The sequence below is a fragment of the Cupriavidus sp. 8B genome, assembly GCF_054589115.1.
This window is the reverse complement of record NZ_BAAILO010000125.1, coordinates 36,848-50,526: the sequence shown is the minus strand read 5'-3', so window position 1 is coordinate 50,526 and position 13,679 is coordinate 36,848. Positions and strand designations below refer to the sequence as shown.

The following is a 13,679-nucleotide window of genomic DNA, read 5'->3' as shown; positions in this document are numbered from 1 at the left end:
ACACCCGCAGTTGCTTGCTCAGCAACCGCAGTTGATGGAACACGAGGCGCAATACCAACTCGCAGGCGACGAGCGGATCGTGGCGCGCTTCGTGATCAAGAGCTGCACTTCCGTCGGATCACAGGCACGGTGGAAGCCGCCACGTGCCTGGCCAGCTATGACCTGTGCCGCTATCCGGAAGATGCCGCCGACACCATCACGGCCTTTTTCTATCCCGACGCGTATGTAGCCGGATAACAAAGACAAAGACACAGGAGGAGCCATTTTGAGAACATCATCCGCATCCGTTTCCCGTAGCGTGGCGTTCGCCGCCGCGCTAACCGCCAGCCTGGTCTCCGGCGCGGTCTTCGCGCAGGGCGGGTATCCGAGCAAGCCCATCACCATCGTCGTGCCCTATCCGCCAGGCGGCTCCAACGACATCTTCGCGCGCATCGTCGCCAAGGGGATCGGCGAGGAGCTCAAGCAACCTGTCGTCATCGACAACCGCCCCCGCGCCAGCGGCAATACCGGCACAGGCATCGTTGCCAAGTCCGCCCCGGACGGATACACGCTGGTCGCCGTGTCATCCAGCATGACGACCAATGCCGCAGTGCAGGCTAAACTGCCGTTCGATGCGGTCAAGAGCTTCGCGCCGGTGGCGATGTTTGCGCAAGGGCCGTTCATCGTCGCGGTCAACAATGCATTCCCCGCCAAAACACCGCAGGAACTGATCGCCGCGATCCGCGCCAAGCCAGGCAAGTACAACTACGCCTCGTCCGGGCCGGGCGGTGTCAACCAGTTCGGCACCGAGCTGCTCAAGGCCATGGCCGGCAACCTATTCATCACGCATGTCCCGTATCGCGGCATGCCCCCCGCCTTGACCGACCTGATCGGCAACCAGACGCAGTTGCTAATCTCCACCGGCCCGTCGCTGCTGCCGATGGTCCGCGCCGGCAAGGTGCGCGCCGTTGGCATCACCAGCCTCAAGCCGAGCCCGATCGCGCCGGAACTCACGCCCATGTCCAGCGCCGTGCCGGGCTACGAGTTTGAGCTCTGGTGGGGCCTGCTGGCGCCGGCGGGCACGCCGCTGGCGATCGTCAACCAACTCAACGCCGCGGTCAACACCATCTTGTCTAAGCCCGAAATCAAGGCGGCGATCCTGAAGGAAGGCGCCGAAGCCAGGCCCGTTACGCCGGCCCAATTCGCCGCCACCATTAGGCAGGACGTGGAGCGGTGGAGAATGCTCGCCAAGCAACAGAACATTGTCGTGGACTGAGGATCGCGGGTATGGGGCCCCGTGGTGCTAATCCTTGAAATTGCAGCGCAATTTCTGGCTATCTCTGCGGCCGCATATCCAAAGGCCGAATTTGGGTACCTATGGAGAATCTCGTCGTACCGGATGCGACGCAACTTGGGTTGGGTGTTCACGATCTCGAGGCGGTTTTCGTGGATTTTGGGACCCACGATTTCCGTGCCGCCCATGCGAAGTGATTGTTTCAGCTTCCGCGGGCTGCCAAGTTGCTCGATCAGGATCTCGTGGCGAAGCCGACGCGGCCGGATGCCAACAAGGAAAAGAGCGATGCCTCCACGCACCCCGGATCGTGTTCGGAAAAGCGCTCGAGCACCGCATCCAACGCGCTCGGTTTGCTCAGGTAGACCACGATGGCCTGCTCCAGCATGTGGACATGGAACCGCCGGTAGCTGACGAGGTACGGGACAATGCGCGACCAGTTGGCGATCGGCACCGTCCAGGCCTGCAGTTCAGATTGGAGGATGACGTGGACAGGCGGACCATGCAAGGTGCTGACCACGGAAGCGAATTCTTCAGGGCCTTGCTCGTGGCCATCCTCAGAACGATTACTCTCAATCAGCCAGAACTCCCCGGCTGGCGCATCCCGCAATCAGACCCAGAAATCGATCACAGCGCTGCGCGTGCCGCCGACTCGAGCCGGGCGCTCGGTGAAAGTCTCGATCGCAGGATTGGCTTCAATCATCAGCCAGGTCCGGTAAGTCTCGTAGCTACCGAGGCTCAGCCGACGTCCAACCTTTGGACTGAAGTCAATTGCGTCCAGCAAGAATTTGTCGTGGAGCAGCTCGATCGCTACTGCGCGTCGCAGCGAGCTTGTGAGGTCTGCGGCGCGCTCCGTCGCGTGCACGACGGGCGGCTTACGGCCAACGGATCAGCATTCGAACTTTGGGATCTGTTTGTTCGACTTCGCAGCTTCGTGTGGACCGGGCAAACGGTACGTTGGCAGAAGCTCGCTAAGGAACTGTGTCGTCTGCTTGATCTGCGCGAAAGACTTGACCCGAACTCAAGCCGCGAAGCCAGACAAGCGCGCTGCAAGCTCATAGATTTGATCAGCTACCTCAATAGCAATCTTGAGTCGCTGATCGACTATCGCACCCGGCAGCGTGTTGGTCTACGAATCGCGACCGGCTTCGTCGAGTCATCTATCAATTGAGAACGGCACATCGCACCTGCAGCAGTGCATTGGCTCCCGGCATCGTCCAGCGCATGTGCCCATTCCTCTTCATGCGTTGACCAATCACATAGTCGACGACCGATTCAGGCGGTTTCGCCGGCGCTGCCCGCCTTCTCGCGCAGCACCTCCATGAAGGCCTGCGCGGCGGGGGTCGGCGCCTCGCCCAGGCGCGTGATCAGACCGTAGTCGGGCATGCGGTCCGGCAGCTCGATGGGGATCCGGGCCAGCAGGCCCCTGTTCACGTACTTGTCCACCAGGGCGGCGGGTTGCAGCGACAGCATGTCCGTGCTCTGCATCAGTTCCAGGGCGAACAGGAAAGAGGGAGTCTCGACCACGCCGGACGTGAGTGCGAGCCCGGTGCGGCCGAAGATGTCGTCAGACACTTTGCGCACGGCCGTGGAGCGCGGGTAGAGAATCCAGGGCCAGTGGGCCAGCTTGGTCAGCTCGAGGTCGTGCGCCCCGCGCAAGGGGTGATCGAGCCCGGCCACCACCTGCAGCGGTTCGCTGGACAGGCGCTCGTATTGGAACTGGGCCCTGTGCGCCTCGTCTGTGAAGCGCCCGATCATCAGGTCGATCTTGCGCTCGGCCAGCCAGATCACCAGCTGGTCGCTGCTTTGCTCCAGGATCCTCAGCACCAGCAGTGGACGCCGGCGCTGGATCTCCGCCACTGTGGCCATCAGCAGGTGCGCGGCCGAGCCCGTGATCGCGCCAATGGACAGGTGGCCATGCCCCCCTTGCTTGAGTGCATTGAATTCATCCACGAACTTGCGATGCCCGGCCAGCGCGGCGTCGGCATAGCGCAGCGTGAACAGGCCCAGCTCGTTGGGCAGCATGCCACGTGACAGGCGCTCGAACAGGCGTGCCTCCAGGATTTCCTCGATATCCATCAGGATCTTGGTGGCCGCCGGTTGCGTGATATGCATCTGCTCGGCGGTAAGCCTCAGGTTGAGGGTGTGGCCGAGGATGTCGAGGAACTGGAGATGTCGGAATCGCAGCCGCCCGCAGGCCTGCGCCATGGACAGGGGTTTACCCGAGAAAATTTCTGAGCTCATAAGCATTTGGAATGGATCCTAGCAAAAAATTCAGTGGACCGGTACAGGTGCCAGACCTAACCTCTCGCCTGCGTCGAGACGGCCCTGGAGAGGTCTAGCGTGGCGCCGATGGCGCAGAACCGTCGCGACAAAATCATTCCATTGGAGACATTGATGAAGTTGAAATCCCTCGCCATGGCCGCCACGGCGCTGGCCATGCTTGCCGGCCCGGTGTCTGCGCAAATCAAGGAACGCGTGTTCAAGGTCGGTGTCGGCCTGAGCGAAGACCATCCTCAGGCCATGGCCGTCAAGCATTTCTCCGAACAACTCGCGGCCCGCAGCGGCGGCAAGCTGGTCGCCAAGCTGTATGCCAGCGGCTCGCTGGGCAATGACGTGAGCATGACCTCGGCGCTGCGCGGCGGCACCCTGGAGATGACGGTCCCCGACACCTCCACCTTGATGTCGCTGATCAAGCCCTTTGGCGTACTCAACCTGCCGCTGACCTTCAACAACGAGCAGGAAGCCGATGCCGTGCTGGATGGCCCCTTTGGCCAGAAGCTGCTCGCCAAGCTGCCCGAGAAGGGTCTCATCGGCTTGGGCTACTGGGAGAACGGCTTTCGCCACGTCACCAACTCGCGTCGCCCTATCAACCGGGCCGACGACCTCGGCGGGCTCAAGCTGCGCGTGATCCAGAGCCCGCTGTTCCTGGATACCTTCAATGCGCTGGGCACCAACGCCACGCCCATGCCCTTCACCGAGCTCTATTCGGCGATGGAGCAGGCAGCCGTGGATGGCCAGGAGAACCCGACCGCCACCATCCTGGCCAGCAAGTTCTACGAGGTGCAAAAGCACCTGGTGCTATCGCGCCACATGTACAGCGCCTGGGTGCTGCTGATGTCCAAGAAGACCTGGGACGGCCTGTCGCCGCAGGAGCAGAAGATTGTGCAGGAGGCCGCGCGCGAAGCCACGCTGTATGAGCGCAAGACCATCCGCGCCTTCGGCGACAAGGCGCTGGGGGAGCTAAAGAAGGCCGGCATGCAGGTCACCGAGTTGCCACCGGCCGAGCAGGCCAAGCTGCGCGCCAAGCTGCAGCCGGTGCTGACCAAGTACAGCAAGGAGTTCGGCGAGGAAACGACGAGCGAGCTCATGAGCGAACTGGCCAAGGTCCGCAAGACCAACTCCATCGCGGCGAAGTGATCCTCGCAGGCGCCGAGCAGCAGCGACGCGCCGTTCTTCCACTCCCTGACTTCTCCGCTACAGGTTTCGACATGGACAAGAAAGCCAGCCGTGCCTTCCGCTCCCGCGATTGGTTTGCCGATCCCGAGCGCTCGGACATGACCGCGCTCTACCTCGAACGCTTCATGAACTATGGGCTCACGCCCGAGGAGCTGCGCTCGGGTCGGCCCATCATCGGCATCGCCCAAACCGGCAGCGACCTCTCGCCCTGCAACCGCATCCATCTGGATCTGGCCCGGCGCGTGCGCGATGGCATCCGCGATGCTGGCGGCATTCCGATGGAATTCCCCATGCACCCCATCTTCGAGAACTGCCGCCGTCCCACCGCGGCGCTCGACCGCAACCTGGCCTATCTGGGCCTGGTGGAAATCCTGTACGGCTACCCCATCGACGCCGTGGTGCTGACGACGGGCTGTGACAAGACCACGCCTGCGGGCATCATGGCCGCCTCCACCGTCGACATCCCTGCCATCGTGCTATCCGGCGGACCCATGCTCGACGGCTGGCACAACGGCGAACTGGTCGGCTCGGGCACCGTGATCTGGCGCAGCCGCCGCCAGCTAGCCGCGGGCGAGATCGACGAGGAAGAGTTCCTGCAGCGCGCCTGCAGCAGCGCGCCCTCGGCGGGCCACTGCAACACCATGGGCACGGCCTCCACCATGAACGCCGTGGCCGAAGCCCTGGGCCTGTCGCTGCCGGGCTGCGCGGCCATTCCAGCCCCCTACCGCGAGCGGGGCCAGATCGCCTACGAGACCGGCCGGCGCATCGTCGAGATGGCCTACGAGGACCTGCGCCCCTCGCGCATCCTCAGCCGCGAGAGCTTCCTCAACGCCTTGTCGGTGGTCAGTTGCGCAGGCGGATCCAGCAACGCGCAGGTGCACATCATGGCCATGGCCCGCCACGCTGGCGTCGAACTGTGGCCGCAAGACTGGACCGAGCACGCCTACGACCTGCCCCTGCTGCTCAACATGCAGCCAGCGGGCCGCTTCCTGGGCGAGCGCTTCTTCCGCGCCGGCGGCGTGCCGGCCCTGATGTGCGAGCTGCAGCAGGCTGGCCGCCTGCATGGCGACTGCCTCAGCGTCACCGGCCGTACCGTGGGGGAGAACCTGCAGGGCCGCGAGACCCGCGATCGCGAGGTGATCTTCCCTTTCCATGCGCCGCTGATGGAGAAGGCCGGCTTCCTGGTGCTGAGCGGCAATCTGTTCGATTTCGGCATCCTGAAGACCTCGGTGATCTCCGAGCGTTTCCGCGAGCGCTACCTGAACCGCCCAGGCGAAGAGGGCGTCTTCGAGGCGCGTGCCGTGGTATTCGAGGGGGCCGACGACTACCATGCGCGCATCAACGACCCGGGACTGGACATCGACGAGGGCTGCATCCTGGTCATGCGTGGCGCTGGTCCGATCGGCTGGCCGGGCTCGGCCGAGGTGGTCAACATGCAGCCGCCCGACGCCCTGATCCAGCGCGGCATCATGACCCTGCCGACCCTGGGCGACGGCCGTCAGTCCGGCACGGCGGACAGCCCCTCCATCCTCAACGTCTCGCCCGAGAGCGCGGTGGGCGGCGGGTTGAGCTGGCTGCAGAGCGGCGACCTCATCCGCATCGACCTCAACGCCGGCCGCTGCGATGCGCTGGTGCCGCCCGAAGAGATCGAGCGCCGCCGCCGCGAGCTCCCTGCGCCCCCGATCCCCCAGAGCCAATCCCCTTGGGAAGCGCTGTACCGGGAGAAGACCGGTCAGCTCGTCGACGGCGCCACGCTGGATTTCGCGTTGAACTACCGGCGCATCGCGGAGAAGACACCGCGCCACAACCATTGAGCCTCGTCTGCCTTGCAAGCGCTGCGCCGCGGGCGGGGCGCGCGGCTTGGGCCGCGGCTTGAAACCTGAAAGGAAATCGTATGAGCGAAGTGACAGCGGCCACGCTGGCCGGTGCGGTGAAGCACGTCCAGGTGTTGCCGGATGACGGCCTTGCGGGCACCCTCGTGGGCCGTGTCTGGGTCGGCGGCGCCTTGCCTGGGCCGGCCGTCGCCGCCCTGCGGCCGGAGGGCGTGTTCGACCTGAGCGAACACTACCCGACCATGAGCACGCTGCTCGATACCGAGCATCCCGCCGAGGCGGCGCGCCGGGCACCCGGCCGGCGCCTGTGCAGTGTCGACGAGTTGCTGGCCAACAGCCTGCCGGGCACCCGCAACGAGACGTTGCCCTGGCTTCTGGCCCCCTGTGACCTGCAGGTCGTGAAGGCTGCGGGAGTGACGTTCGCCGCCAGCCTGATAGAGCGTGTGATCGAGGAACAGGCGCGGGGCGACGCCAGCCGGGCCCAGGGCCTGCGCAACCAGGTGATCGAGCTGATCGGCGAAAGCCTGGCCGACATCCGTCCCGGCTCGTCGCAGGCGATGGCGCTCAAGGCACTGCTGCAGCAAAAAGGCCTGTGGTCGCAATACCTGGAGGTGGGCATCGGCCCGGACGCCGAGGTCTTCACCAAGGCCCCGGTGCTGGCCTCGGTGGGCTGCGGCGAGGACATCGGCATCCGCGCCGACTCGGACTGGAACAACCCTGAACCGGAAGTCGTGCTGGCGGTAAACAGCCGCGGCGACATCGTCGGCGCCACCCTGGGCAACGACGTCAACCTGCGCGACATCGAAGGCCGCAGCGCGCTGCTGCTGGGCAAGGCCAAGGACAACAACGCCTCTTGCGCGATCGGTCCCTTCATCCGGCTGTTCGACGTGGGCTTCGGTCTGGACGAGGTGCGCCGCGAGACCGTGCACCTGCGCGTCGCGGGTGCGGACGGCTTCGAGCTGCGCGGCATCAACACCATGAGCAGCATCAGCCGCGACCCGGCCGACCTGGTGGCGCAGACTCTGGCCGCGCACCAGTACCCCGACGGCTTCATGCTCTTCCTGGGTACGCTGTTTGCGCCCATTGAAGACCGCGACCAGCCCGGCGGCGGCTTCACCCACAAGCTCGGCGATGTGGTCACCATCCGCAGCGCCTGGCTGGGGGGGCTGCACAACCGGGTGACACACAGCGAGACCGCCGCCCCCTGGTGCTTTGGCTTGCGCGCCTTCATCGGCAACCTGGCCGAGCGCGGCCTGCTGCAGGGCCGCGCGCTCTGAGTCAGCGTTGGCGGCCTGCCCACCAGCCCAGGTCGCCGGCGTCGACCCCCTTCCCCGTCCCAAGACAAGCATTGATGGCGCAGACCATCAGGGAGACAACCCATGCTCAATACCCTCATCGACCGGTATTGCCGGTTCATTAACCTTCTCATCGCCCTGGCTCTGGCCGTCATGGTGGTGCTGGTTTTCGGCAACGTCGTGCTGCGTTATGCCTTCAATTCTGGCATCGCGATCAGCGAGGAGCTGTCGCGCTGGCTGTTCGTCTGGGTCACCTTCCTGGGCGCCGTGGCCGCCATCAAGGAAAACGCCCACCTGGGCACCGACATGCTCGTGTCGCGCCTTCCGATAATGGGCAAAAAGGTCTGCCTGGTACTGGGTCACCTGCTCATGCTCTACATCACCTGGCTGTTCTTCGACGGCAGCTGGCAACAGGCCAAGATCAATTGGGACGTGCAAGCGCCGGTCACCGGGGCGTCGGTGGCCATCTTTTACAGCTCGGGGGTAGCGTTCTCGGTCTGCGCCGGCTTCCTGCTGGTGCTGCAATTGCTGCGCGCGCTGACCGGCCAGCTCAGCGATGAAGAGCTGGTGATGGTCAAGGAGTCCGAGGAACAGGCCGAGCTCGAGGCCCTCCAGGCCGAGCTAGCGCGCGAGAGCGCTGCCGGCGGCTCGCAAAGCCACTCCCCCTGGGCGACACGCCGCTGCCTCACTCACGCAGATAAGAAACAAGAAAAAGAACCGGAGACCTCAACATGACCGTACTGATCTTTCTCGGCGGCCTCACCGGCGCCATGGCGCTCGGCATTCCGATCGCCTACGCGCTGCTGGCCAGCGGCGTGGCCCTGATGTGGCATCTCGACCTGTTCGACGCGCAGATCCTGGCGCAGAACTTCATCAATGGCGCCGACAGTTTCCCGTTGCTGGCCGTGCCTTTCTTTATGCTGGCTGGCGAAATCATGAACGTCGGCGGCCTCTCGCAGCGCATCGTGAACTTCGCGCTGGCGATCGTCGGCCATGTCAAGGGTGGCCTGGGCTATGTGGTGATTCTGGCCGCCTGCCTGCTGTCGGCCCTGTCGGGCTCCGCCGTGGCCGACGCCGCAGCGCTGACCGCGCTGCTGCTGCCGATGATGATCAAGGCAGGCCACAAGAAAGAAGTTTCGGGTGGCCTGATCGCGGCCTCCGGCGTGATCGGCCCGATCATCCCCCCCAGCATCGGCTTCGTGATCTTCGGCGTCACCGCCAACGTCTCGATCAGCAAGCTGTTCATCGCCGGCATCTTCCCTGGCGTCATGATCGGCATCGGCCTGGCCGCGGCCTGGTGGTGGCTCGGCCGCAAGGAAGACCTGGTCCTGCCCGAGAAGAAGACCAAGGCTGAAATCTGGCAGTGCGCACGCGAATCCCTCTGGGCGCTGATGCTGCCGGTGTTCATCCTGGTGGGCCTGCGCATGGGCGTCTTCACCCCGACCGAGGCCGCGGTGGTGGCCGCCGTGTACTCGCTGTTCGTGGCCAGTGTGGTGTACCGTGAGCTGCCGCTGAGCGCACTGCTCCCAATCTTCACCACGGCGGCCAAGACCACCGCTGTGGTCATGTTCCTGGTGGCCGCCGCGATGGTGTCATCGTGGCTCATCACCGTGGCCAACCTGCCGGCCCAGATGGTGGAACTGCTCAAGCCCTTCATGGACAACCAGACCCTGCTGCTGATCGCGATCATGGTGCTGGTGATGTTGGTCGGCACTGCGATGGACATGACGCCGACCATCCTGATCATGACCCCGGTGCTGATGCCGGTGATCAAGGCCGCCGGCATCGACCCGATCTATTTCGGCGTGCTGTTCATCATCAACAACTCGATCGGCCTGATCACGCCGCCGGTGGGCACCATCCTCAACGTGGTGGCCGGCGTGGGCCGCATGAAGATGGACGAAGTCACCAAGGGCGTGCTGCCCTTCATGCTGGCCGAGTTCGCCGTACTGTTCATCATGGTGGCCTTCCCGCAGACCGTGATGGCACCGCTGCGCTGGTTCGTGGGGTGAGGCGCGCGGTCGATCAGGCCCAGGGTTGGCTCAATGACCGCGCCGCCCCCCAGTTTGCAAATTGCTTGTATTCACTCCGATTCCTGCCATGAACCAGACCCTTCAATCCTCTTCGGTCATCGATGCCCTGCTTGCCGAGCTGGGCCCGCTGGCCGTGCTCGCCGGCAGCGACGTGCCGGTGCGCAACCACAACGACTACAGCGGCCTGCCGGCCAGCCGCCCCCTGGCCGTGGTTCGCCCTGCCGACACGGCCGGGGTGGCCACCGCGGTGCGCATCTGCCATGAACACGGCGTGGGCGTGGTGCCCCAAGGCGGGCTGACCGGCCTGTGCGGTGGCGCGCGCGCCTCGGCGGGTCAGGTGGCCCTGTCGCTGGAACGCATGGTGGGCATCGAGGAGGTCGATTCGGCCTCGGCCACCATGACCGCGCTGGCCGGCACCCCGCTGGAGACCATCCAGCAGGCGGCCACCGCCGCCGGCTTCTTCTGCCCGCTGGACCTGGGCGCACGCGGCTCGTGCGCGATTGGCGGCAACCTGTCGACCAATGCCGGCGGCAACCGCGTGATCCGCTACGGCATGGCGCGCGAGATGGTGCTGGGCATCGAGGTGGTGCTGCCGGATGGCACCGTGGTCACCAGCCTCAACAAGATGATCAAGAACAACGCGGGCTTCGACCTCAAGCACCTGTTCATCGGCAGCGAGGGCACGCTGGGCATCATCACACGGGTGGTGCTCAGGATGTTCCCCAAGCCGGCCTCGACCATGGTGGCGATCTGCGCCGCCAAGGACTACGACAACGTGCTGACGCTGCTGAACTCGGCGCGCCAGAACCTGGGGCCGCTGCTCTCGGCCTTCGAGGTCATGTGGCCCGACTACTGGCAGTTCGCCACCACCCAGGCCCCAGGGGTGCGCGACCCCCTCGAGGGCGACGACACGGCCCATGGCGCCTACGTGCTGGTCGAGGCGCTGGGAACCGACCCGGTGCATGACGCACAGCGCTTCGAGGCTTGGTTGGGCGGTCTGCTGGAGTCGGGCGTGGTTCCCAATGCGGCACTCGCGCAGTCCCTGGCCGACGGCCGCGCGTTCTGGAGCATCCGCGATGCCAGCGGCGAACTGCACCCGCTGTGGCCAGGCCACCTGGCCTTTGACATCGGCCTGCCGGTGGCTCGCATGGACGACTATGCGCGCCGCTGCCGCGAGGTACTCCATGCCCGCATCCCCAGCGTCCGAGCCTTGTTCTACGGCCACATCGGCGACGGCAATCTGCATATCATCGTCTACCAGCCTGGCGCGGCAGAGCAGCCCAAGGCACTGGTCGACGGCATTGTGTACGGCCTGGTGCGTGAGTACGGCGGCACGGTCTCGGCCGAGCACGGCATCGGCACCCTCAAGCGCCAATGGCTTGGCCATGCGCGCTCGCCCGAGGAGATCGAGCTGATGCGAGTCATCAAGAAGGCGCTCGATCCGCAGGCGCTGCTGAACCCGGGCAAGGTGATCTGACCGGACAGTTCACCCGTCGACGCGACATCGTGCCCGGAAGCAAGCTGCTCGTTCCGCGCTGAACAGCACGGCGTTTCAGTGCCCAAAGCAACCCCTGAACTCACTCGAAGAATCGTCATGACACTCCGACTGGCTGGAAAAGCCACCTTCATCACCGCGGCCGGACAAGGCATCGGCAGAGCGACCGCGATCGCTTTTGCCGCGCAGGGCGCGCGCGTGATCGCGACGGATATCAACCAGGAGGCGCTTGCTTCCTTGCGCCAGGAAATTGCTTGCAGCACCCACGTCCTGGATGTCACCGATGCCCAGGCCATTCGCGACGTGGCAGAGGCTGCAGGCCCGGTTGACGTGCTCTTCAATGCGGCAGGCTTCGTCCACGCAGGCAACCTGCTCGAGTGCACGGAAGACGAGTGGACGTTTGCATTCGACCTCAACGTGCGCGCCCAATTTCGCACCATCAGAGCCTTCCTGCCAGGCATGCTGGAGCGAGGCAACGGGTCCATCATCAATGTGGCATCCGTCGCGGGAAGCATCAAAGGCGCACCCAACCGAGTCGTGTACGGCACCACCAAGGCCGCCGTCATCGGCCTGACCAAAGCCGTCGCTGCCGACTTTGTCGGCAAGGGGATCCGATGCAATGCCATTTGTCCCGGCACGGTGATGTCGCCATCGCTGCTGGAGCGCATCACGGCCCAGGCACAAGCCACCGGCCAGACGCTGGCCCAGGTCGAGGCGGGCTTCGTGGAGCGCCAGCCCATGGCCCGCCTGGGGCGAGCCGAAGAAATTGCGGCCTTGGCTATCTACCTGGCCAGCGATGAATCGTCTTTCACAACAGGTACCGCCCAGATCATTGACGGCGGTTGGTCCAACTAAGCTCCCATTTCAACCATGAAACTGCTTCGCCACGGCCCCAAGGGCCAAGAAAAGCCCGCACTGCTGCACACGGACGGCACGGTTCGCGACCTCAGCCCGGCGCTGCCCGACATCGTCCCCGGCACCTTGTCTCAGTCCGGCATGGCGGCCCTGCGCAGCCTCGATGCCAGCACCTTGCCCATCGTCCCTCAGGGCCGTCTGGCCGTGCCATGGACCGGCATGCGCAAGTTCATTGCCATCGGTCTGAACTACGCGGACCACGCCGCCGAAGCGAACATGCCGATCCCCAAGGAACCGATTGTCTTCACCAAGACGGTCGACTCGGCCGTGGGCTGCAATCACCCGGTCGTGTTGCCGCAGGGCTCGGTCAAGAGCGACTGGGAGGTGGAACTCGGGGTGGTGATCGGCACCCGCGCCCGCTATGTCAGCGAGGCCGATGCCCTGAACCACGTGGCGGGCTACTGCACCATCAACGATGTGTCGGAACGCGAGTACCAGCTCGAGCGTGGCGGCACCTGGGACAAGGGCAAGGGATGCGACACCTTCGGCCCCATCGGCCCGTGGCTTGTGAGCGCCGACGAGGTCGGTGACCCGCAAGACCTCTCGATGTGGCTCGACGTGAACGGTGAGCGCCAGCAGACCGGCAACACCCGCACCATGATCTTCACGGTGGCCCAGCTGGTCAGTTACCTGAGCCGTTTCATGACACTGGAGCCGGGCGACCTGATCACCACCGGCACGCCACCCGGCGTGGGCATGGGCAAGAAGCCGCAGCCCCAGTTCCTGAAGCCGGGCGACGTCATCACCCTGGGCATCGAGCGGCTTGGCGAGCAGAAACAGACCGTGTTTGCCTGGGATCCGGAGTTGATCGACGGATAAAGGCGTACCGCTGCCCGAGCCGATCGACCCGCGACATTCCGGGGTTCCGTGGTGCTGCCGCAGCGGCCGCCACTCTCACCGGCTACAAGTCCGCCGAGGACGCACTAGGCAAGAAGGTCGTAGCCACGGCCCCGGTCAACCTTTGCCTGCGCCGCGTGCCGGGCACCAGGTGCGATGCCACCCGCTCCGTGCTGGGCGATGTGTGCAACAAGGACGCCGATGTCATTGCCCGCGGCGGCGGCGTGCCGCAACTGGTGGCACAAGCGTTCCTGGAGCGCGGGAAGGCCTCGGCCGGATCGCGCCTCAGCCAGTTGGAAGTGAAGTCCGCATCAGGTTATGTGCCGCTGGACCCGGCCAGGACCTATGCCGTCATCACCAACAATTTCCTCGCCGATGGCCAGGATGGCTACACTACGATGAAGAGCGTCGCCGGCGCACGCCGAAGCGACGTCGGGCTGGACTACGCCGAGGCCTTCCTGACTTATGTTGAGGGACTGCCAGGCGCATCCAGGGAACTGAAGAAGCTGCCGGTGGCGGACTACAGCACGCAACTGTTTACCG

General features: G+C 65.0%; 12 protein-coding genes and 1 pseudogene. 11 read left to right on the top strand and 2 right to left on the bottom strand.

From position 1 onward, the window contains the following. Positions 1-298 precede the first annotated feature (298 nt). A complete protein-coding gene (locus tag ACYP5B_RS13320) occupies positions 299-1,255 on the top strand; it encodes a tripartite tricarboxylate transporter substrate binding protein (protein WP_459570010.1) in 957 nt (318 codons plus the stop codon). Between the two features lie 250 nt (positions 1,256-1,505). Here ACYP5B_RS13320 and ACYP5B_RS13315 read toward each other — a convergent pair whose 3' ends face one another. Continuing rightward, positions 1,506-1,790: a hypothetical protein gene (locus ACYP5B_RS13315; RefSeq protein ID WP_400103905.1), complete on the bottom strand. Its 285-nt coding sequence runs from the start codon at positions 1,788-1,790 to the stop codon at positions 1,506-1,508. Between the two features lie 348 nt (positions 1,791-2,138). On the opposite strand from ACYP5B_RS13315, the pseudogene ACYP5B_RS13310 reads away from it, so the two are divergent. After that, positions 2,139-2,438, top strand: a pseudogene (locus tag ACYP5B_RS13310) (ISKra4-like element ISBusp5 family transposase); the annotation flags it as partial. 107 nt (positions 2,439-2,545) lie between these two features. Here the strand turns inward: ACYP5B_RS13310 and ACYP5B_RS13305 are convergent. Continuing rightward, complete coding sequence (locus ACYP5B_RS13305; RefSeq protein WP_400102261.1) at positions 2,546-3,514, bottom strand: LysR family transcriptional regulator; 969 nt, start codon at positions 3,512-3,514, stop codon at positions 2,546-2,548. A 153-nt stretch (positions 3,515-3,667) separates the two neighbouring features. Between ACYP5B_RS13305 and ACYP5B_RS13300 the strand changes: the two genes are divergently transcribed. The 9 genes from ACYP5B_RS13300 to ACYP5B_RS13260 form a co-directional block, all read left to right on the top strand. After that, on the top strand, positions 3,668-4,690 hold the full coding sequence (locus tag ACYP5B_RS13300) for a TRAP transporter substrate-binding protein (protein WP_459569941.1): 1,023 nt from the start codon (positions 3,668-3,670) through the stop codon (positions 4,688-4,690). 71 nt (positions 4,691-4,761) lie between these two features. Next, positions 4,762-6,543, top strand: coding sequence for an IlvD/Edd family dehydratase (locus ACYP5B_RS13295; protein ID WP_459569940.1), 1,782 nt, complete (start codon positions 4,762-4,764; stop codon positions 6,541-6,543). Positions 6,544-6,623: 80 nt separating this feature from the next. Then, positions 6,624-7,838: a fumarylacetoacetate hydrolase family protein gene (locus tag ACYP5B_RS13290; protein ID WP_400102264.1), complete on the top strand. Its 1,215-nt coding sequence runs from the start codon at positions 6,624-6,626 to the stop codon at positions 7,836-7,838. A gap of 102 nt (positions 7,839-7,940) precedes the next feature. After that, positions 7,941-8,591 carry a TRAP transporter small permease gene (locus ACYP5B_RS13285; RefSeq protein WP_459569939.1) on the top strand — a complete coding sequence of 217 codons (651 nt, stop codon included), beginning with the start codon at positions 7,941-7,943 and terminating at the stop codon, positions 8,589-8,591. Next, a complete protein-coding gene (locus ACYP5B_RS13280; RefSeq protein ID WP_459569938.1) occupies positions 8,588-9,868 on the top strand; it encodes a TRAP transporter large permease in 1,281 nt (426 codons plus the stop codon). Before ACYP5B_RS13285 ends, ACYP5B_RS13280 begins: the two co-directional genes overlap by 4 nt. Before the next feature lie 88 nt (positions 9,869-9,956). After that, the gene (locus ACYP5B_RS13275; protein ID WP_459569937.1) at positions 9,957-11,366 is read left to right on the top strand and encodes an FAD-binding oxidoreductase; all 1,410 of its coding nucleotides are present in this window, start codon (positions 9,957-9,959) and stop codon (positions 11,364-11,366) included. 117 nt (positions 11,367-11,483) lie between these two features. Beyond that, entirely contained in the window at positions 11,484-12,239 is a 756-nt protein-coding gene (locus ACYP5B_RS13270) for an SDR family oxidoreductase (RefSeq protein WP_459569936.1), read from the top strand. 15 nt (positions 12,240-12,254) lie between these two features. Next, the gene (locus ACYP5B_RS13265) at positions 12,255-13,118 is read left to right on the top strand and encodes a fumarylacetoacetate hydrolase family protein (protein WP_400102269.1); all 864 of its coding nucleotides are present in this window, start codon (positions 12,255-12,257) and stop codon (positions 13,116-13,118) included. Between the two features lie 155 nt (positions 13,119-13,273). Then, positions 13,274-13,679, top strand: a 406-nt coding sequence (locus tag ACYP5B_RS13260; protein WP_459569934.1) for a 5'-nucleotidase C-terminal domain-containing protein, incomplete at its 3' end; no start/stop codon positions are given.